Origin of the sequence: Bacillus fonticola, from assembly GCF_012955605.1 — a bacterium.
GTDB lineage: Bacteria > Bacillota > Bacilli > Bacillales > JC228 > Bacillus_CG > Bacillus_CG fonticola.
This window is the reverse complement of the sequence record NZ_CP052135.1, coordinates 315,098-335,348: the sequence shown is the minus strand read 5'-3', so window position 1 is coordinate 335,348 and position 20,251 is coordinate 315,098. Positions and strand designations below refer to the sequence as shown.

General features: G+C 44.0%; 17 protein-coding genes. 8 read left to right on the top strand and 9 right to left on the bottom strand.

All coding sequences use genetic code 11. The annotated features are described in order from the left end of the window. Nucleotides 1-92 precede the first annotated feature (92 nt). From pdxA to HHK01_RS01645, 4 genes are all read right to left on the bottom strand, one after another. Nucleotides 93-1,088, bottom strand: a complete 996-nt coding sequence (gene pdxA, locus HHK01_RS01660) for a 4-hydroxythreonine-4-phosphate dehydrogenase PdxA (RefSeq protein ID WP_194241276.1) — start codon at nt 1,086-1,088, stop codon at nt 93-95. Next, on the bottom strand, nt 1,078-2,352 hold the full coding sequence (locus HHK01_RS01655) for a four-carbon acid sugar kinase family protein (protein WP_170006113.1): 1,275 nt from the start codon (nt 2,350-2,352) through the stop codon (nt 1,078-1,080). The genes pdxA and HHK01_RS01655 overlap by 11 nt, the downstream gene beginning before the upstream one ends. Before the next feature lie 15 nt (nt 2,353-2,367). Next, the gene (locus tag HHK01_RS01650; protein ID WP_170006112.1) at nt 2,368-3,366 is read right to left on the bottom strand and encodes a 2-keto-3-deoxygluconate permease; all 999 of its coding nucleotides are present in this window, start codon (nt 3,364-3,366) and stop codon (nt 2,368-2,370) included. Nucleotides 3,367-3,524: 158 nt separating this feature from the next. Beyond that, nucleotides 3,525-5,204, bottom strand: a complete 1,680-nt coding sequence (locus HHK01_RS01645; protein WP_170006111.1) for a sigma-54-dependent Fis family transcriptional regulator — start codon at nt 5,202-5,204, stop codon at nt 3,525-3,527. 217 nt (nt 5,205-5,421) lie between these two features. On the opposite strand from HHK01_RS01645, the gene HHK01_RS01640 reads away from it, so the two are divergent. After that, nucleotides 5,422-6,672, top strand: coding sequence for a CYP152 family fatty-acid peroxygenase CypC (locus tag HHK01_RS01640; RefSeq protein WP_194241275.1), 1,251 nt, complete (start codon nt 5,422-5,424; stop codon nt 6,670-6,672). A gap of 133 nt (nt 6,673-6,805) precedes the next feature. On the opposite strand, the gene HHK01_RS01635 is transcribed toward HHK01_RS01640, so the two are convergent. The 4 genes from HHK01_RS01635 to HHK01_RS01620 all read right to left on the bottom strand — a co-directional run bounded on the left by HHK01_RS01635 (nt 6,806) and on the right by HHK01_RS01620 (nt 11,561). Further along, nucleotides 6,806-7,996 carry a glutamate-5-semialdehyde dehydrogenase gene (locus tag HHK01_RS01635; RefSeq protein WP_407646947.1) on the bottom strand — a complete coding sequence of 397 codons (1,191 nt, stop codon included), beginning with the start codon at nt 7,994-7,996 and terminating at the stop codon, nt 6,806-6,808. Between the two features lie 90 nt (nt 7,997-8,086). Next, nucleotides 8,087-9,241: a glutamate 5-kinase gene (proB, locus tag HHK01_RS01630; protein WP_170006108.1), complete on the bottom strand. Its 1,155-nt coding sequence runs from the start codon at nt 9,239-9,241 to the stop codon at nt 8,087-8,089. Nucleotides 9,242-9,257: 16 nt separating this feature from the next. Continuing rightward, a complete protein-coding gene (gene proC, locus HHK01_RS01625; protein WP_170006107.1) occupies nt 9,258-10,100 on the bottom strand; it encodes a pyrroline-5-carboxylate reductase in 843 nt (280 codons plus the stop codon). A 279-nt stretch (nt 10,101-10,379) separates the two neighbouring features. Beyond that, on the bottom strand, nt 10,380-11,561 hold the full coding sequence (locus HHK01_RS01620; protein WP_170006106.1) for a hypothetical protein: 1,182 nt from the start codon (nt 11,559-11,561) through the stop codon (nt 10,380-10,382). Nucleotides 11,562-12,216: 655 nt separating this feature from the next. Between HHK01_RS01620 and HHK01_RS01615 the strand changes: the two genes are divergently transcribed. The 5 genes from HHK01_RS01615 (at nt 12,217) to HHK01_RS01595 (ending at nt 15,913) form a co-directional block, all read left to right on the top strand. Next, entirely contained in the window at nt 12,217-13,440 is a 1,224-nt protein-coding gene (locus HHK01_RS01615) for a winged helix-turn-helix domain-containing protein (protein ID WP_170006105.1), read from the top strand. A gap of 475 nt (nt 13,441-13,915) precedes the next feature. After that, nucleotides 13,916-14,080, top strand: a complete 165-nt coding sequence (locus tag HHK01_RS01610; RefSeq protein ID WP_170006104.1) for a hypothetical protein — start codon at nt 13,916-13,918, stop codon at nt 14,078-14,080. 28 nt (nt 14,081-14,108) lie between these two features. Beyond that, on the top strand, nt 14,109-14,288 hold the full coding sequence (locus tag HHK01_RS01605; protein WP_170006103.1) for an H-type small acid-soluble spore protein: 180 nt from the start codon (nt 14,109-14,111) through the stop codon (nt 14,286-14,288). Nucleotides 14,289-14,455: 167 nt separating this feature from the next. Further along, nucleotides 14,456-15,175, top strand: coding sequence for a YebC/PmpR family DNA-binding transcriptional regulator (locus HHK01_RS01600; protein ID WP_170008610.1), 720 nt, complete (start codon nt 14,456-14,458; stop codon nt 15,173-15,175). 303 nt (nt 15,176-15,478) lie between these two features. Continuing rightward, on the top strand, nt 15,479-15,913 hold the full coding sequence (locus HHK01_RS01595; protein ID WP_170006102.1) for a YndM family protein: 435 nt from the start codon (nt 15,479-15,481) through the stop codon (nt 15,911-15,913). 153 nt (nt 15,914-16,066) lie between these two features. Here the strand turns inward: HHK01_RS01595 and shc are convergent, their stop codons facing one another. Continuing rightward, entirely contained in the window at nt 16,067-17,932 is a 1,866-nt protein-coding gene (shc, locus tag HHK01_RS01590; RefSeq protein WP_170006101.1) for a squalene--hopene cyclase, read from the bottom strand. 206 nt (nt 17,933-18,138) lie between these two features. Here shc and HHK01_RS01585 point away from each other — a divergent pair, with 206 nt between their 5' ends. Together HHK01_RS01585 and HHK01_RS01580 are read left to right on the top strand one after the other, a co-directional pair. After that, nucleotides 18,139-19,881, top strand: a complete 1,743-nt coding sequence (locus HHK01_RS01585; RefSeq protein ID WP_170006100.1) for a carbon starvation CstA family protein — start codon at nt 18,139-18,141, stop codon at nt 19,879-19,881. A 99-nt stretch (nt 19,882-19,980) separates the two neighbouring features. After that, nucleotides 19,981-20,247 (top strand): cory-CC-star protein, encoded by a 267-nt coding sequence (locus HHK01_RS01580; RefSeq protein ID WP_170006099.1) that lies wholly within the window; start codon nt 19,981-19,983, stop codon nt 20,245-20,247. Nucleotides 20,248-20,251: the final 4 nt, after the last annotated feature.

Genomic DNA, 20,251 nt, shown 5'->3' with positions numbered 1-20,251 from the left:
GATCCGATTTATGTCTGAAAAACTTTGAACACTTCGCAATACTTCTTCGACAAAAAATGACAAATATCGGGTGGTACCAGTTCCGGAAACGATTATTTAACTGGCGCTAATTCTATTGCTTGACGCAAAGCTTCCAAAAGACTGCGTTCATCGGCAATGCCTTTTCCTGCAATGTCAAACGCTGTTCCGTGGTCAACACTTGTACGGATAATTGGAAGACCGACTGTGATATTGACCCCAGCGTCTAGACCGAGTACTTTAATAGGTCCGTGCCCTTGGTCATGATACATAGCCACAACGATGTCGAAATCGCCTCGTACTGTCCGAAAGAAGAGCGTGTCTGCTGGCAGTGGACCTTGTACTTCAATCCCTTCTTGCTGGGCTCTTTTTACACCCGGTATCACTTTTTCCTCCTCTTCTCCATATCCAAACAATCCATTTTCACCAGCATGAGGATTGATCCCACATACAGCAATTTTAGGCTGTTCTACTCCCGACTTTGTTAGCGTATCGTGTGCTAGTTTAATGACGTTGTACACTCTTTCAGGGTTAATCAGCTTCACAGCGTCTACTATGCCGACGTGGGTCGTTACGTGGATGACTTTTAGCTGAGGGGCAGACAGCATCATAGAATAGTCCTTCGTCCCTGTTAATTCGGCTAAGATTTCCGTATGCCCTGGGTACTGATGACCAGCTAGCTGCATCGCCTCTTTGTTAAGTGGTGCGGTACAAATCGCTTGAATGTCTCCGTTCTTCGCCAAGTCAATCGCCTTTTCCACATATTTAAAGGCTGCATGTCCTGCTTCTTTTGAGACTTTTCCAATCTGCGATCCTGTATCCAATAAATTCAAAGAGAGACAGTCAATTGTCCCTTTTTCAAACTTTGCCTCTGAAACGTCAGCTATTGCTCGTATACGACTTGTTCCTCCGACAAAATCAACGGCACGCTCAAGAATCGCTGTGTCCCCAATAACAAGCGGACGGCTTTGCTTATAAACGTCGCCATTTTCTAAGCTCTTTACAATAATTTCGGGTCCAATTCCTGCTGCATCACCCATCGTGATTCCAATGATTGGTCTATTTGACATGATTAGTTCCACCTTTCAATACTTGCAATGAGTTTACTAATGACTCCTCTTGCCCGAATCCACCTGCTTTTGTCACAACCTGAACAGGACGCTGTAAGCCGACTAGTAGACCGTGTGGGAGACCACTTTCGACTTCTTCCACAATATCCACTCCAGAAACCCCTAAAGCACCGCATATACTCTTAGCCGTGTCGCCACCTGTTAAAACGAGTCCATTTACTTCTTCAACCAGCTCCACAATTTGCTTTGTTACTTGAGAGAGCAGGTTCTCTAAAACGGCTCCTACTTCTCGTGTTGAAACACCTGACTGTTTAGCAAGGATCTTAGATTGTCTTTTTGCTTCCTCAGATGCATCGACAGCCAGCACAACGGAGTCACCCATTTGAAAAGCCGCCTGCACTTGGTCTACGACAAACGGAACTGTTAGATGTCCAGACAACACGTCATTAGGGTGTAACGTTATATGAAAAACATCCTCATGTTGACCCACTCTTTGCACCTGTTCATACGTTTTCTGCGACATACTTCCCGAAACGATCAGAACGTTGTCGGCTCTTCCTTGCTTATTGAATGCGTTTGGTGTATCAACCAGTGGGGTGATGTGTTCCATAAGACCAGCAGAGCCAACCCATAATACCTTGCCTGGTTTACAACGAAAGACTTCGACCAACTGGCTAAGATCTTGATCCGTTTCAGCGTCTGCTACTACCCATTTCGTGCCCTGTTTATCAGGAAAACTCCCTTGCCCTTGTTTCATATTATCTATTGAAAAATGAACAGGATGGATGCCTTCCTCTTGTAAATAATCAGCGATTCGAGCATGTTTGACAGGGGTTTTCGGATCCTCAGAAAATTCCGTCTCTGTGATGATCTCTCCATGTACGTAGTGGACCCCATCACGAGTTGTCCGTCCCATTCTTGGAAAAGCAGGAGCGATCACCACCCAATCTGGACTGAATATTTCCACGATCGCTTGCGTTTCTTGTACAAAAGGACCTCGTAGTGTGCTATCCATCTTCTTCACCACATCTGTCGCTCCAGCCTTTTTCAATGCCTCCGCTACTTCTCGGACCGTTTCATAGGCCTTGTGCTTTGAAAAAGATCTTGAACTCGTATCCAAAACAAGTGCATCTCTTGACGTCAACAGCTCTGCAATGACACGATGATCGAACAAGACAGACGTCCGAAACCCCTTTTTGACAAATTCTACGCCAGAATCATTCGCTCCTGTTAAATCGTCAGCAATGATGGCTACACAACTCATGATGTCTTCACTTCCTTATCCGTTCACTGATTGATGTTTAACTTCTCCATTTTCAAATTGATACCCTTTTCGTTCCATTCTTTTCACCAAGAAGGCAATATAAAGCGGAAGTAAGATCGCCGTAGTGACGGTAGATGCTGCGACTTGAACCGTTGCGATATCTACTACACTTGCAAAAGATGCGTTCGCTGCAGCAATGGCTGCCGGTGTCGCAACCGCATTACCAGCCGTAGACCCTTCAGATGCACCGACAATCGGATTCCAACGTAAAAACTTGAACACAAAATAGCCAGCTGTTCCTGTAATAAGAACCGTCATAATACCAAGCGCAATTCCACCAAGTCCACCTTCCACGATGGCACCGAAGTCAATTCCCATCCCTAATGCAAACGCAAAGAATGGTATAAGCATAGAGCTACCACTATCTAAAAACGTACGCATTTCTTCGTCTAGGTTACCTAATACCATACCAACTAGAATCGGTAGTAAAACAGCTATAAATGATTGAAGAGAAAACATACCGTCTACGAATCCCATAGCACCAAAAATAGACAACGCTACCATTGTTAAGAATGGTCCATCGTTTAATGCTAGTAGAGAATAAGAGGCACGATCTTCTTTGTTTCCATACTGACCAACTAAGGCTACGAACAATCCCCCGTTGCTATTGGTCATAGCTGCAATAACCGCAATTGGTGCTAAACCCAACCACAATCCATTGTCACCTGCAAATGAATAAGCAATCAGTCCGAAGATCGCACCAACTATCCATTTTGTTCCGAGTAATGTTCCCCCTTTTGCTAGAGAGACACCGAATGTTTTCACGTTAATTTGAGCTCCTGTACATAAAAGGAATAGTGCAATCAATGCATTGGCACCGTTTACAAATAAGGCCTCTGTAAAATTACCAATCCGTAATAAGTCTGGAGCTACAGTGTTCAGCACTGCAGCAAGCAACAACGGAACAACCATCATACCCCCAGGAATTCTGTCTAGCGTTGCTTTGATTTTCATTATAATTCTCCTCCCCTACAATCCCTTTTGGAAACGATTTCAATGTTAGTATAGGGCGGGTGATTTCATTTTGCAACACTTTTATTCGCATTATTTCTTCCTCACTTAAAAAGTGTTGTATTTCGCAACAGTATACGTCGTAAAAATGGCGAAAGCCCTTATTTGTTGAGCTTCCGCCATAATGTAGACCGATTGATCCCGAGTCGTTTCGCTACTTTTGTTTGGTTGTAACCTTCTTCTTCCATAACAAGCTCGATGGCTCGTCTTTCGATGTCTTCCAATGTCCCTTCAAGTGAGAGTGCACCTCTACTTTGCGGAAAAGAAAGAGATTGCAGAACGCGATTAACATCACTTTTATCAATTTGAAAACCGGTAGAATGCCGAACACATTCTTTAACAATAAACTTCAGTTCGGTAACGTTTTCTCTCCAAAAATAACTTTCTAACGCATCGATTGCACTCGTTTGAAAATTAACAAGAGGTACTCCCTGTTTCTCATGCAACTCAGTCACAAAATGAGAAACTAGCAAAGAAATGTCTTCTTCTCGTTCGCGCAGTGGCGGCACATGAATGGTGTGAATCTCTTCTTTTACTTGTACCCCACTTATGACCGATGCACTTGTGAGGACAGCCATTCTTCCAGGGTCAACGGAAGCCCATTGAAGACAGTTATCAGCAACCTTCTTTGCTTCAGTGGTCTCAATGTCCTCCCAGTCTGTAACGATAATGGTTGCCACTTCATCAAGTTTTTCTTGTAGCTGTGGAAGTGAGGTAGCAGAAATGGTAGCACATAGTTTTTTGTTTAGGTGCCTTTCATAATGGATCCACTGTCCGAGCAGCCTTTTTCCAGTACCTGGTTCACCCTGCAAGTAAATAGCTTTGCTATCGAACAAACACTTCCTCAAGGCATCGAGTGTGTTTTTCATGGTCGTACTCTCCGCAACTACATAAGGTTTCAGTCGACTATTATGATACATAATAGGCTGTCGATTAGAGGAGTGGAAAAGTCGAACGAATCGAATCTGGCGGTTTTGCGACTTCGAAAAATGCGTCAGCATGTTCATTTCTACTTTATACGACCGTTCTCTAACGGAAACGACATCTGTAAAATGGTTATCTGGACGCTGTGAGTAAAAGTGGACAAGCTTCTCAAACTCATGCTCATACTCATAATCAGACCAGTGTTGGAATACCCTATTTCCTTGCCCGTCCAATACAGCAATATTTTCGCCTCTCTGCTGAAGCACTTCTTTTGGTAGATTAAACTTCCGCGTTTGATGCTGTAAATAACGATAGAGCGTCTCAGCTTTATGTATCGCTTCTAATACCGCCTCTATACCAGATTGAATCAAAATTGATTGCAGTCCATAGCTACTGGCCAACTCGTGCGTAATCGTATCCCCGAGGACGACAGAATACCCTTCCTTTTTTAGCCGTTGAAGCGTAGCCGGCACTTCGTCACTCGTTTCCACTGGAAAAATGTCCACTTGAAGCTGTAAAATGTCCACTAAAGTCTTCGCACCTGTTGTAATGTTCGAAAAACCAACGATCGCGCTTTTGCCAGGGAACTGCTTTGTAAGAGTTACTACACGCAAAAGATCGTATCCTGTAATGGGTATTTCCACTATGGGCACCGTCACCTGTTCTTCAATCAACTGCAACGTTCCCCCACGACTTAATATCACATCATACCCACTTGCTTCCGCCTCACGAGCCAAAGCAACACCCTCAACCAAGTTCCCTACGACAACATCTACCTCTATTTCCGTTCTAGATTGCACCGCCTGTTTGGCAACATGAGCTAACGCAGGATACGGTGCGACCACTAATAATTTCATGTTGATCACCTAGTACACTATTTTTATTCTAGTGTATCAGATATGAGCGGGTGTCTGGAACAAATGAGAGATGATTATCCTAAATTCATCCCTCCCTCCTCCTGCGTCTGGATTCATCACATGAAATAAAGTGCTGACTCTTTTGTTTAAAAACAAAGTCACACTTGAATACTAATGTGAGAATAGCGAAACTAGCTAACAAGGAGATGTTTTGAATATGAACGAACAAATTCCCCACGATAGAAGCCTCGATAACACACTCGCTTTAGGGCGGGAAGGCTATTTATTTATCGGGAATAGGGTTGAGCGGTACCAATCCGATCTATTTGAAGCACGCTTGCTAGGGCAAAAGGTCATTTGCCTAACTGGGGAGGAAGCTGCCAACGTGTTTTACGATCCGGAAAGATTTCAGCGAAACGGTGCCGCACCCAAGCGGATACAGAAGACATTATTCGGCGAAAATGGGATCCAGACGATGGACGGGGAAGCGCACATTCATCGGAGGCTTCTGTTCATGTCATTAATGACTCCGCCACACCAAAAGCGGTTAGCTGAACTGGTTATGGGGCAGTGGGTGGATTCTAGTAGCAAATGGGAAGGGGCAAAAGAAATCGTCTTGTTCGACGAAGCAAAGGAAATTTTATGCCGCATCGCATGCCAATGGGCTGGAGTTCCGTTGGAGGAATCGGAAGTAACTATGCGAGCAGAAGATTTCAGTTCTATGGTCGACGCCTTCGGAGCAGCAGGACCCAGACACTGGAAAGGAAGAAGAGCGAGAAATAGAACCGAAGAGTGGATTCGAAGGGTCGTTGAAGATGTTCGGGCAGGCAAGCTGCAGGCTGATGAAGGTTCAGCACTCCATGAAATGGCCTTTTATCGTCAGCCTGATGGAAGAGAGCTAGATACGCAAATGGCTGCAGTGGAACTCATCAACGTATTAAGACCGATTGTGGCGATCTCCACCTTTATCGCCTTTTCCGCTCTGGCGTTACACGATCATCCAACGTACAAAGAAAAGCTGAAGTCTGGAAACAGCGATGATCTTGACCTGTTTGCACAGGAAGTTCGTCGCTACTATCCATTTGGACCTTTTGTAGGGGCCAGAGTACGAAAAGATTTTGTTTGGAAACAATGTGAATTCAAAGAAGGAACGCTCGTATTGCTAGATATGTACGGTACGAATCATGACTCCCGACTATGGGGGCACCCAAATGAATTCCGACCAGAACGATTCAAGGAATGGAAAGGGAGCCTGTTTGATTTTATTCCCCAAGGTGGGGGCGACCCGGCTAAGGGACACCGCTGCCCTGGTGAGGGAATTACCGTCGAAGTGATGAAAGCAAGCCTTGATTTCCTCGTCAACAGGGTTGACTTTGAAGTTCCAGAACAGGATCTAAGTTACAGTCTAGTAAAAATGCCAACCCTACCCGAAAGCGGATTTATCATGAATCATATCAAACGAAAATAATCCCAACCGGGTCCCAACCGGGAACTGGTACACCCCGAATTATGTCGAATTTTCTTCTGTATACTTTCCTTTGTTCTATTCGACAAATACTGACAAATATCGGGTGGTACCAGTTCCCCAAAACTCCCCAAAACTATCTAGTTTGTCCGTTCCCTTGCATCATGTATTTTACCGTTGTTAATGCTGGCAACCCCATTGGACCACGGGCGTGGAGTTTTTGGGTAGAGATACCGATTTCAGCGCCAAAGCCCAATGCTCCTCCATCAGTGAAACGTGTGGACGCATTATGGTATAAGGCAGCAGCATCGACAAGGTTCATGAACACATGCGCGTTATGCTGATTCTCTGTAATGATCGCTTCAGAGTGCTTCGTGCCGTACGTTTCGATATGGTCAACGGCTTCTGCCAAATCATTCACTACTTTCATTGCGATATCCTTGCTCAAATATTCATCTTTCCAGTCACTTTCGCCTGCCAAAGTAGCCTCCGGATTCAATTCCACGATTTGTTCGTCACCATGGATCACAACCTTGTGACTTTCAAGGCTCTGGAACAAAGCGTCACTATGGTGAGCAAGCCAATCTTTATGAATAAGGACAGTTTCCGCCGCATTACAAACTGCAGGGCGGTCTGTTTTTGCATTGATCAAAATGGCGAGTGCTTTGTCGCGATCGGCCTCTGCGTCGAGATAGAGATGGCAGTTACCCACACCTGTTTCAAGAACTGGAACCGTGGCATTATTCACTACAGCATTGATCAACGAGCCGCCTCCACGCGGAATGAGCACATCAACGTGCTCTTTCATGGTAAACAGCTGTTGGGTAGCTTCACGATCGGTACTGGCAATGAATTGGACTGCTTCTTTAGGAATCTCAGTTTTTTCTAGCCCTTGATGCATCACCTCAACAATTGCCTGGTTAGAGAAAATCGCAGAAGATCCCCCTTTGAGCACGATCGCGTTCCCGGACTTCAAAGCAAGACCGGTGGCATCGACCGTTACATTCGGTCGTGCTTCGTAAATCATACCGATGACGCCTAAAGGTACTGCAACCTGAGAAACATTCAACCCATTGTCCAAAGTCCATTCACTCTTAATCTTTCCTGTTGGATCTTCTAGTTCAACAACTTCTCTCAACCCTTGAGCAAAATCAAAAACGCGATCCTTCGTCAACGTCAAACGATCCATGAACGCTTCCTCAAAACCTTTTTCACGTCCATTTGCCAAGTCTTTTTCATTGGCATCTAAAATCGTTTGATAGTTCTCTTCAAGTATATTTGCAAGTTGGATCAGCGCCTGATTCTTTTGCGCTGTCGTCAGCATCATCAATGTTTTCGCTGCTTTCTTTGCTTGTATGGCTTGTGCTTCAACGTTCGTCTTTTCTCTTATGAGTGTCACCCAATACCCCCTAGTTTTTTATATGCCTGCAGGAACGGAGATCTCCAAATGACAGACTAAATCTTCGCTTTCTACCGCTAGCTTTTCATACTCTATGAGTTCTTCTTCCTTTGAACCAACCATTTCGACAAACGTTTCTGAGGAGTAATTGACTACTCCTAAAGCGATTTCTTCATCTTGAAGGTCTACAATTTTGACTACAGCGCCTTTTTTAAAACGCCCCACCACATGGTGGACACCTGATAGTTCCAACCCCTGTTTGCTGTCAAGAATCAATTCCTTCGCATGCTGATGGATTACCACTTCCCCCTCGGGTCCTGAGTTGAAGGCAATCCATTGTTTTTTCGCATCTAAATTATCTGTATCCGTCTTCGGTTCAAAATAAGTGCCTTTGGCGTTTTGGTAGACTGCGTCGTATACGATATCTTTCGTTCCTGCTTTTCCTAAGAAAGAAGAGATACCAGATGCCATGGCAATTTTGAAAGCATCGATTTTAGACTTCATTCCACCTGTACCGACAGCACTACCTGGATCTCCGGCTCCCGCCTCAATCTCTGGAGTAATTTCATGTACTTTGTCGAGCAGCTTTGCATTCGCATTCTTTCTTGGATCTGCATCGTACAATCCATCGATATCTGAAAGGATAATCAATTGGTCGGCACCCACTAGACCAGCAACTTTGGCAGAAAGCGTATCATTATCACCGAATTTCAGCCTATCAATCGTAACGGTATCATTTTCGTTGACGATCGGGATGATGCCTCTTTCTAGTAGAACATTCATTGTGTTTCGCGCATTGTTATACCGATCTTCTGCTGAAAAGTCGCTGCGTGTGATCAAGATTTGCGAGGCTACATAGCCATGAGATAAAAAGAGGTCTGAGTAGGCCTCGATTAAGAGTCCCTGGCCAATGGAAGCCGCTGCTTGCTTTTCAGGTAACGTGCTCGGGCGCGATAAGCATCCGAGTTTGCGGTAACCTGCAGCCACAGCACCAGATGAAACAAGCAATACTTCATGCCCGTCATCTTTTAAACGGACGACTTCATCCACAAGTTTTTCTAGCTTTCTGCGGCTAGTTTCTCCATTTAAGCTAGTTAACGAGCTACTTCCAATTTTTATCACGATACGCTTTTTGACTGTTTCCGAAACCAATCTATCATCTCCAGATGTCATTATTTGTTCGCTGCTGCTACTTGTTTAGTGCTACTGGTCGCTCAAGTTGCCGACTCATTTCCTTGGAGCGATTAGCTGCCCCTTTAACAGCTTCATAAATTGCTTGACCTCCACCATGCTCTCTTAAAGCTTGTAAACCGGCTGCTGTTGTCCCGTTAGGAGAAGTCACCTTTTTTCTTAGTTCAGCAGGGGAATCCTCTTGTTGAAGGATCATTTTAGCTGCTCCTAAAATAGTTTGGGCACCCATTTCACGACACATTTCTTTCGATAACCCTGCTTCACTACCAGCATTTTCAATGTGTTCCATGAGATGATAAAAGTAAGCTGGCCCGCTTCCGGCAATGCCAGTGAACACGTCCATTTGTTCTTCTTTAATGACAAACACTTCACCTATTGATTGCAAAAGGGTTTTAGCAGTCGTCACTTCCTCTAAGCTCACATGCTTTCCAGGGCTTATAGCCGTCGATGACTCTCTGATCATGCTCGATGTGTTCGGCATGACGCGGATCACTTGCTGACTTGGCTTCAAATTCTCTTCCATATAAGCAGTAGAGATTCCTGCCATCACAGAAAGAACGACCTGATCTTCAGTGACCCTATCCTTTATTGACGCCAAAACATCGTCTACATCCTTTGGCTTCATCGCCAGTATAAATAAATCGACTTCTGTATAATCAAGTTGATCTCGTTGCACAGCACGAATGCCATATTTCATTTGTAGTTCATTCAACCGTTCTTTATTCTGTCTGTTCGTGACAATAATTTGATCAGCAGGAAGCTTCTCAGATGCAACCATTCCCGAAATCATTGCTTCAGCCATGGACCCTGCACCTAAAAAAGCGACTGTTTTCTTTAGCATCTACATCCATCCTTTGAGGTTTATTTCCGTTCTGTTTCCAACGTGAACCATGGTAACATCTAGGGGTAATTATTCAAGGGGTTTTGGGAAGGACGCGTGGATCTAAGCGATTTAGTGAGCGTAAGCGGTTTCATTTATGTGTAAGCCTTGATTATTGCAGTATATTGGCGTCACAACCGCTCTCATCCGGTTATTTGCCATAATCCTACCTACAAAAAAAGGATAGGGCTTGGACTGTAATCCAAGATCTATCCTTCTAAGCTAATGGAGTAACAAATATTAAAGCGTCCCGACTAAGATACCGGCAACCAAAATGGAAGCCGTTGTAACGGTTGTAAATCCGCCAATCAACATAGGGGAAAGTAATTCATTAAAGATCGCTTCTTCTTCCTCTTTTGTTCGTCCTAAACTTCGACTCACTTCTTCTACCAAAATGTAGTCCGCCGGGAAACCGAACATCGCCGTAAGCGCAATAGGGATACCTTTAAACGGATCCCACTTAAATATCTTCGAACCAATAAATCCACCTGCTACAATACCTACTGCACCAATGATCAACATCAACACAACGATAGGTAAGAATTCCAAGAACATAGCGAAGGTGACATCATCCATTGACCCAATGACGACAAATACGATACCTATCATCGCAATGCCAGTTGAATTGGCACGTTCCATCGCTTTTGGAGGAAAGAAACCAATTAGAGTCCCTGCCAACCCAATGACAAGTGACCAAATACTGTAGCTAAGTCCCGTGAACTCATCTAAAACGTAGGCAAACGAGCCACCAACAAACAACGTAAATAAAATCACTGTAGGATTTTGATACTCTTCTGGTATTAATAGTCGCCTTGGTGCTGATTCTAACGGTTTCGTTGTCTCTTTCTCTACTGTCGTTTCTACAGTCGCTGCCGTCATAGATAGTGAGTCTCGTATACGTAACGCATATTTTCGCAACATATTTTGTGCAAGGGGAATGCCGATTAGCTTTTGAAATGCGAGAATAAGAGCTGGAATTGCAACCAGATTACCGAAACCTACCGCTTCTAGCTTTTCTGATGTCACGATAAAAGCAATAATGCCTCCCGTTAATGGGCCGGCACCCGCAACGGCTACCTCATATCCAAATAGTGGAGAGATCGTTACTAGAAGAAGAATAGTCGCGATGGCAATCCCGATAAGAGCAATACAAACCGCCCGCCATTGCGCCACAATCGTTTTCAACGGAATCAACGTCCCTAGATGCACAATCAACGGCGCTACTAGTAGACCCCCTACCGTTATCATGGTTGAATTGGCTAGTAAGTCTTCTGGAAAGACTCCTGTCCAACTTAAAACTAGGTAGCCTAATAACGCGATCAACAGCATCGGGACTCTTGCCCGAGTCTTAATCGAAATAATCTCACCAACTGCAATCAATGCGAGTAAAATGGCTGATGATATGACTGGATTTGTAATCATAGGCTACGATCTCTCCTTTTCTTTAAACATATTGTACAAAACATTGTGTCAAAATAGATTACTCCAATCTAGTAAGGATGTTAATCAGACTACTATACTCTGAAAAGTCAGTCAACAGTGTTTTGGAGATTAATACATCTTGCCATTCCTCCATATTCCATTGATTTCTATCCCAGAAAACCATTCATGAGCTGGGCATTCAACCATGCAGGAAACGAGTCACAAAGCAGTCGAGTTGTGATCAAGGCGGTGCGAGTGGAGCCCCACGTAGTTCACCAATCAACAATCCGAAGTTGTTTTCTAATAGGATAGATCATGATGTTAGGGTTCTGCGTAACTCCGCCCCTTTTCCCCTTTGGTTTTTATGCATTGGCGTTTGTTCGGAAGGTAGTTGTTGTGAGTACAAGGCTTGGATATACACTATCTTGATATAGTTATTATTGAAGTCAGTAAGAGAAAAATTTTTGGTCGTTTTCCGGATAACTTCCCAAACGCTGCTCTCATTTTTTTCGGTCTTATATGTGACAAAATAGGATGTATGAGTATTTAGATGTTACGTGAGTTAACCAACCCATTGAATTAGAGAACATTGCGATCGATTGCCATTCACTATACGATAAAGTAACGATTACTTAGTAAAGGAGGTTCGATATCCATGAAACCACTCCATACAAATCGCCACGCTGTCCGTCGTTTTCTTCTAGAAACGCAACATCTCCTTTATAAGGACGAAACAAGGCACACACCGGATCCAGAGGCAGTTTTACAGATGATACAATCTTTAGAGTGCGTTCAGCTCGACCCCGTAGCTGCCGTGGAGCGTAATCAACACCTTGTGCTAGCCGCTCGCATTCCAGGTTACGAGCCAAAGTTGTTGAATCAACTGCTTAGCAACGGGCGCGTCTTTGAGTATTGGGCAAATGCCGCCTGCGCGATTCCGATAGAAGACTACCCGATGTTTGAACCGACAAGAAATCGCTTGCAATCTCTCACCCAATCAGAGCTGAACACCTTTGAACCTGTTGTCGAAGAAGTGCTTCACCGCTTGGAAGTAGACGGTCCTCTTCCGGCTCGGGCCTTCCGCTCCACTGAACGTGTTCATGGTTACTGGGACAATAAACAACCTAAGACGAAGGCCACATCGCATGTACTGAATCTGTTACTCGATAGCGGTACCATTCGAGTCGTACGTAGGGAAGGCAACGAACGTTTTTTTCACCTAACCGAACGGACTGTTCCTTCAGAATACTTGTCTAGCGCACAATCAATTGAAACGATGGAAGCGAATCAGCTGCTTTTAGAGAAATACTTGAGAGCGTATCGCGTCTTCGATTTTGCAGACGCTAGATTTGGCTGGCAAAAAATGAGCGCCGCCAAGCGACGAGCTGAAGTGATGAAACGCGTGGAGATGGGAGATGTTATCCCGCTCCAAATAGACGACGTCCGCAGACCCTATTTTATTCTAGCTTCGGACCTAGACCGGTTAAGGCAACACGGGCAGGAATCGGATGATCATGTAGAAGGGCCTATCCGGTTTCTTCCGCCACTGGACAACCTACTTTGGCGTCGCGACCGTTTAGTGGATCTCTTCGACTTCACCTATAAATGGGAAATCTACACGCCAAAGGAAAAACGCCAATTTGGTTATTACGCTATGCCGATTCTGGCTGGCGACCGATTGATCGGCAGAATGGATCCTGGGTTAGACAGAAAGCAGAACCGATTAGTCGTCCGCTTTCTACATATTGAACCAGGGATCGAAATCACCGAGGAACTTCGCTGTCAATTGCGTGATGCCATGGGGCGCTTTGCTGAATTTCATGGCGTTCAAAACATCGTCGTAGAGCGGATCGAGCCGGCTACGTTACATCTTGAGTAGTGCACATCCCCATTCATCCGTTTATCCTGTTAGACTGACATTACAACGAAGGAGGGGATCACATTGCGTATAGAAAATAAAAGGCTCTTTTCGTATCCTTTGTTGTTTTTACTATACAGTAATCTCATGATGCGACGTTATGCTGTGTAATGAGATTTCATTAATAGAACAACAATCTTTTAGATAACAGCCAAATAAAAAGATCATCGCCTTAGTCGATCATGTCACGGATGTATTTGGGAGGAAAATAAATGAACAAATCCCCTTTGCGTTGGAGGAATGCACAGGGGATTTATGCTACAAGACATGATTAACCGGAATTTCCACATCCGAAACGCATACTAAACTCAGCACATCTTGTTCTTTTATCACAATTGGCTTTCTATACGATACAGCTGACCCTGAACAATTCTTCATAAAGCTCTCCAAATAGGAGAAATTATAATGTCAGTAAAAGGAGGTGTTCCCTATATCAATGAGCGCAGACGAAAATAAGAACAAGGCACGAACGAAACACCCTGGGGAGAGAAGTCTATTCAAAAAATCCCCTCCCTATTTCGATTCCTCATTACCAGACGATGTTGTCATGCTAGATGAGGATGCAGCGAAAAATGCGACAAACGGGAATGCAGAGGACTGAAATCAACTTAAAAACAGGAGTGAACAAAATGGACATTAACCGCGTAAAACAAATTCTTTCTTCATCAGCTGATATCGACGTTACGTATAACGGAACCTCTGTGTGGATTGATGGAGTAAATGAAGACGGAAGAACGGCAACGGTTCATTTAAGAGGCCCGTTGGAAGAGAGATCTGTAGTGGTGATTGCTGAGCTGAAAGAGGTATAGGATGGTGTCAGTCCCCCACTGCTTTAGCGCAGTGGGGGACTGACACCGTCATGTACGTTGTCACTACTTTAGTGTGGTGGACTGACACCGGCAAACATTATGATATAATTTCGGTGCCAGTAACATTTCATTTACCTATAGATCAAATTTGAAAGCGAGTGTTCATGATGGGCCGTAAATGGAACAACATTAAAGAAAAGAAAGCCTCAAAAGATGCTAATACAAGTCGTATCTATTCCAAGTTTGCTCGCGAGATTTTTGTAGTAGCGAAGCAAGGTGAACCAGATCCAGAACTGAATCAAGCTTTAAAATTTGTACTCGAACGTGCTAAAACATACAATGTACCGAAAAACATTATTGAGCGTGCCATCGAGAAAGCGAAGGGTGGTTCAGAAGAAAACTATGATGAGCTTCGTTATGAAGGCTTCGGGCCAAACGGATCCATGGTCATTGTAGATGCACTCACTAATAACGTGAACCGTACGGCATCAGAAGTGCGTGCTGCCTTTGGGAAAAATGGGGGCAACATGGGCGTCAGTGGATCTGTTGCCTATATGTTCGATCGAGTAGCTGTCATCGGTTTTGAAGGGAAAACAGCAGAGGAAGTACTTGAACTACTAATGGAAGCAGACGTTGATGCACGTGATATCGTACAAGAAGATGAAACAGTGATCGTGTATGCTGAACCTGACCAATTTCATGCCGTACAAGAAGCGCTCAAAACTGAAGGAATCACTGACTTTACAGTTGCAGAGCTCACCATGCTCGCACAAAATGAAATCCCACTTCCTGAAGACGCACAAGCACAATTCGAAAAACTGATAGACGCACTGGAAGATTTAGAAGATGTTCAGCAAGTGTACCACAACGTAGAGATTGGTGAATAAACCAGGAAAGACAGCACACGAGAGAACGTGCTGTCTTTTTCGTTACTATCTAAATGTGGTCGTTTGCTGTTGATACGGTTGGTAGTGCGTTTGGAACTGTGGTGTATATTGCGGGGTAATTCCTTTTGCTGTTAACCTTTTCCATTTGGTTACATATATTAACAATTTGTTGGCGGAGTTGGATCGCCTGATCATGACTATCCAGCAAAATCATTTCCGTCTTCAGTAGTACACACTGAATAAATCCTCTCCATAAAGGAAATATAAGCATGACACTTTTATTTGAAATTTGGAGGGTTAAACATGAAACATATAAAGGCAATTGCTGTTAAATTTGTGATGATATTTGCTGTTTTGTTTATTGTTCTAGGGGTGCTATTTGGAATGAGCTTCGGTGATGTGCTCACGATTTCTTTCATATTAACTGGGATTTTATACGTAGGTGATCTAGTGGTCTTACCACTCGTTAATAACACGGTTGCCACGATTGCAGACTTTGGTCTCGCCTTTTTTGGTCTTTGGATATTAACCAATATGGCGGTGGAGAATCCTTACTTCCCAGTGATTTCTGCCTCACTCATCGCGGCGGCAGGCATAACGATTGGGGAAATGTTCTTTCATCGTTACTTAGAGCGGTTGAAATATGGGGTCGTCGAAGAAGAAAAGCGCCCACAGCCTGCGCTCAGGGAGAAATACAGCATGGAGACTTCTGAGGAATTTGAGGATAATAAGGAATAGACTGTGCAAAGCATTGCTCGTGATAACAGTCATTGCGGTGTTTTTTAAGAAAAGACCCACGTTTTGTTGGATAAACTGCTCCTAAGTTTGGGTTCATACTCCTAAGAAGGCTAGAACCACCATGAAATTCTAGCCTTCTTTTTCTATAGGACACTAAAGATATTGATTACGGTACTTCCCCAGCAAAACCAGCGGCCAAATATAATTATAGCTATGGTAATAAATGTAAAAGCTTCCGGGTAATCCTGCACCAGTAGGGTATTGATACGTCCAGTCTGGGTGATCTAGTTTATTTAGTAAACATTCAATACCCCTGCGAATTTCAGGTGTTTCCTCTTTTGTAACAGATAGCAGCACATCTATCGCCCACGCTGTATGGGAAAGAGTGCTTTTATCCAATGCAACATATTGTTTCCTGCTATCACTGTAACAAGACTCGCCCCATCCACCATCACTGTTTTGGATACTTTTGAACCAGTTGACTGCCTTTTGAATGGATGGGGAACTCGCCTTCACCCCGACCGCTCTCATGCCGGTTACAGCTGCCCATGTACCGTAAATGTAAGCAACCCCCCATTTCCCGTACCAAGAGCCATTTCTTTCTTGGTGTTGCTCAAGCCATTTAACCCCCCTTTTCACTTGTGAATTTTGCGTGGTGAGCTTTACATCTTCTCCTAAAAACTCTAGCGTTCTTCCTGTTAAATCAGCTGTAGACGGATCGATTGCAGCATCCTCTGCTCCGTCTAATGGAACGTACGTGAGAATTTGTTTATTTTTGTTTCTCTCAAAAGCCGGCCAGCCCCCATCATCATTTTGCATTGCCAACAACCAGCCTAGCCCACGTTTCCAAGTCCCTTGAAGATGCGGTTCAGTTGTTAGGCGTCGTCGAATCGCTCGCAAAGCCGCTGTCGTATCGTCAACGTCGGGGTGAATCGTATTGCTGTCTGAAAAACCCCACCCTCCTGGAAGTGCGGTCGAAGTCCATCTCCAATCTCCGTACTTATCATGCTGTTTACTGGTAATATAGTGCTCTGCTTTTATAATCATGCTTTGAGCAGAAGAGACCTGCGCGGTTTGTAATGCGTAACTGATGAGCGAAGTATCCCAAACTTGAGAAGGGGAATTTTGAATATGGGTTCCCCGCTCCGTTTGACAGGCAAACGTCTTTAATCCGTTGACAGCTTTTGTGATGACGGGATGATTTTTTGAATATCCAAGTGATAATAAGGCATAAATCATGAGAAAAGTAGAAGTAAAATAACTATAAAGACTGCCGTCATGCTCAATACGCTCCAGCATGTAGTTCTCGAGTCGTTTTCGGGCGAGTTGGTGGAGTTGAGCAGGAAGACCAATTAATGTTTTGATCGATTGGGTGATGGTTGACGTGAAAAAGCGCTCCTCTTCGCTAGGAACTTGATTATGGATTACACGAACATGGAGGTCACTCAAATCAGGAGTGTCTTTTCTGGTAAGTGAAAATCGGGCATCTGATAGTAATAGAATCGGAGCCATATGGACGCGAGCATAACTACTAAAGTCATGAAAAGAAAGAGGTGCATTTAGTGGAAGTAAAGCGAAGTGAATTGGAATATGATATAGGTTAGGCCATTGGTATTGTCCTGTCACAGCCAGCAAGATTTTGGTCAAAGAGTGAGCCCGCTCTAAGCCTCCGTTGGCTATGATGTATTTTTTGGCTAGCTTCATGTGTGGGTCATCTTTCGAACAGTAGCCAGAATATAATAGAGCGTAATAAGCCTGAATCGTTGCAGACAAATTCCCTTCTTTTTCATCGCGAAATACTTTCCAGCAACCAGAAGGATCTTGCAAGTTTTTTAACCTTTCTACTAATAAAGGAATTACACGTTCATCCTTTTGACCCAGTGATTTGATCAAAATAATCATGCCGGCATCCGTAATAGGACTATTTTCAAAGCAAAAACGAAAACTTCCGTCAGACGCTTGATGCTGATGTAGATCGAGGACTAGTCTTTGTATGGCTTGATCTACCCTTTCCTTCATGAACCCTCCACCCCTTTAAAGTCAGTTCCCTTTTTCAACCTATTCGAAAATTGGTGGTTTATGCCCTTAGCCCCCGACGTGTTAAATCACGGAGTTCACAGTGTGGTAGTGACACCAATAGTAAGAATAATGACAGCATTCAATAATATAATTACTAATGAAAGCGCCCTCACGTTTCGCGCTTAACCTATTTAAGGAGGGATTGTATGCAAGGGATTTATTTAGCTATCTTCGGTATGGTTGTCTTCATCTTAGGTTATCGCTTCTATTCCAAGTATCTCGCCGAAAAAATTTACCGTCTCGACCCGAATTATGTAACGCCTGCCCACCAATACAAAGATGGAGTAGATTACGTTCCAACAAACAAATGGGTGTTGTGGGGACATCATTTCACGTCCGTCGCAGGCGCTGCACCGATTTTAGGTCCTGCCATTGCCATCTATTGGGGGTGGTTACCCGCGTTATTATGGGTCACATTAGGAACCGTTTTCGCAGCAGGCGTTCATGACTTCGGTACATTAGTCGTGTCTGCCCGAAACAAAGGGCACTCAATTGGAACATTGGCAGACAAATTTATTGGACAAAGAGCAAAAGTTTTATTTCTATTTATCATTCTGTTACTCGTTCTTATGGTCAACGCAGTATTTGCATGGGTAATTGCAAATTTATTCATCACGTTCCCAGCAAGCGTCATTTCTGTATTCATTCAAATTCCACTCGCCGTTTGGATTGGGTATCGTGTATACAAACGACAAGGTGGTATGCTCATTCCTTCCATAGTTGCACTTGCGGTGATGTATGTAGCAGCGGTTGTATCTAGCTATGTACCTGTTCTCCAAATTGACCTTGTGCAGTACTTTGGAGGAGAAGGGGCAACCGGACTATTCGGAATGAGCGCCACATCCTTAGCGTTCTTCGTCTGGATCATTGTGCTCATGATTTACGTGTACATCGCCTCTACTCTGCCTGTTTGGAAGCTCTTACAGCCAAGAGATTATATTAACTCTCATCAGCTTGTCGTTGGGCTATTGATTTTGTACTTAGGGCTATTCTTTGCAAACCCAGAAGTGACAGCACCCATGACGAATCCAAATGCAAATGATGTCTCTTGGTTCCCGCTACTGTTTATCACGATTGCTTGCGGTGCGATCTCAGGGTTTCATGGTCTCGTGTCCTCGGGTACTTCATCTAAGCAACTGGATAAAGAAACAGATGCACGCTTTGTCGGCTATTTAGGGGCCATAGGAGAAGGTGCCTTAGCCTTGATTGCGATCATCGCGGTCATCACGTTCTTCCCATCTCTGGATGATTTTACAGCAACCTATTCAAGCTTTACAGCGGCAAGTGGGGCTGGTTTAGGCACGTTTATTCTAGGAGCCGGACAATTAGCAGAAGGAATCGGCATTCCCTCTATGGTCGCATCAACGATTGTTTCAGTTATCGTAGTCAGCTTTGCGGCGACCACACTTGATTCGTCTGTTCGTTTGATGCGTTACATTATTGCAGAACTCGGTGAAGAGTACAAAGTGAAAGCAATTACAGGTAAACATGTCGCAACGACCATTGCTGTCGTGTCAAGTGCCGCACTAACCTTGCTTCCCCAAGGACCAAAAGGGTTTGGTTCAGGTGGATATTTACTTTGGCCGTTATTCGGAACTTCCAACCAGTTGCTTGCAGGAATCAGTTTGCTGCTCATAGCTATTTGGTTGAAAAATCTAGGTAGAAATTATATGCCGGCATTTATCCCGATGGTGTTCTTGATGTTTATGACACTTTGGGCGATGGTTACTCAAGTATTTACTACTTGGTTCCCATTCGGTGGAACTGATTCGAGTTGGCTGTTGTTCATATTCGGAGCGATTATTCTTGTATTTACGATCTGGATCATGCTAACGGCGATTTCTGCTTTGACAAAAGGCAAAAATCACAACAATTCGATAGACGTATAGATTATGGAATTTATCTAGAAAGTCACTTTCAGGTCAAAACTTGTGAAGCCGCGATTTTTTTCCTACGCGGCTTTCCTTCATTTTTAGGAGGTGTATAGTATGACTTCAAAACTCCCTTCATTCAAACGTATCATTCAGCTCTATGATGAGATCATTAGCGTCAATCATAAGTCCGAAGTCATCAGAGAATTGCGTGATGAAGATGATTTGTTTCTTTTGCTCGTATACTCGGACATGCTGGGTATCCCAAACCCTGCATTTTACTACACGTTGGAGTTGTACCCTTACATTCTTGAAAAATTCCATAACTGGCATCTCCGTATGGGAATGGAAAAGTCCCCGTTGAGTGGATTCCGATGCTGTTGAGAGG

What these genes read in the sequence shown, in the direction of transcription:
- proB (WP_170006108.1), bottom strand. Translation starts at nt 9,241, where the DNA reads ATGACATCTGGAGATGATAGATTGGTTTCGGAAACAGTCAAAAAGCGT.
- HHK01_RS01645 (WP_170006111.1), bottom strand. Translation starts at nt 5,204, where the DNA reads ATGAAATTATTAGTGGTCGCACCGTATCCTGCGTTAGCTCATGTTGCC.
- HHK01_RS01605 (WP_170006103.1), top strand. Translation starts at nt 14,109, where the DNA reads ATGGACATTAACCGCGTAAAACAAATTCTTTCTTCATCAGCTGATATC.
- HHK01_RS01640 (WP_194241275.1), top strand. Translation starts at nt 5,422, where the DNA reads ATGAACGAACAAATTCCCCACGATAGAAGCCTCGATAACACACTCGCT.
- HHK01_RS01585 (WP_170006100.1), top strand. Translation starts at nt 18,139, where the DNA reads ATGCAAGGGATTTATTTAGCTATCTTCGGTATGGTTGTCTTCATCTTA.
- pdxA (WP_194241276.1), bottom strand. Translation starts at nt 1,088, where the DNA reads ATGTCAAATAGACCAATCATTGGAATCACGATGGGTGATGCAGCAGGA.
- HHK01_RS01615 (WP_170006105.1), top strand. Translation starts at nt 12,217, where the DNA reads ATGAAACCACTCCATACAAATCGCCACGCTGTCCGTCGTTTTCTTCTA.
- HHK01_RS01620 (WP_170006106.1), bottom strand. Translation starts at nt 11,561, where the DNA reads ATGATTACAAATCCAGTCATATCATCAGCCATTTTACTCGCATTGATT.
- HHK01_RS01595 (WP_170006102.1), top strand. Translation starts at nt 15,479, where the DNA reads ATGAAACATATAAAGGCAATTGCTGTTAAATTTGTGATGATATTTGCT.
- proC (WP_170006107.1), bottom strand. Translation starts at nt 10,100, where the DNA reads ATGCTAAAGAAAACAGTCGCTTTTTTAGGTGCAGGGTCCATGGCTGAA.
- HHK01_RS01650 (WP_170006112.1), bottom strand. Translation starts at nt 3,366, where the DNA reads ATGAAAATCAAAGCAACGCTAGACAGAATTCCTGGGGGTATGATGGTT.
- HHK01_RS01655 (WP_170006113.1), bottom strand. Translation starts at nt 2,352, where the DNA reads ATGAGTTGTGTAGCCATCATTGCTGACGATTTAACAGGAGCGAATGAT.
- shc (WP_170006101.1), bottom strand. Translation starts at nt 17,932, where the DNA reads ATGAAGGAAAGGGTAGATCAAGCCATACAAAGACTAGTCCTCGATCTA.
- HHK01_RS01580 (WP_170006099.1), top strand. Translation starts at nt 19,981, where the DNA reads ATGACTTCAAAACTCCCTTCATTCAAACGTATCATTCAGCTCTATGAT.
- HHK01_RS01610 (WP_170006104.1), top strand. Translation starts at nt 13,916, where the DNA reads ATGAGCGCAGACGAAAATAAGAACAAGGCACGAACGAAACACCCTGGG.
- HHK01_RS01600 (WP_170008610.1), top strand. Translation starts at nt 14,456, where the DNA reads ATGGGCCGTAAATGGAACAACATTAAAGAAAAGAAAGCCTCAAAAGAT.
- HHK01_RS01635 (WP_407646947.1), bottom strand. Translation starts at nt 7,996, where the DNA reads ATGATGCTGACGACAGCGCAAAAGAATCAGGCGCTGATCCAACTTGCA.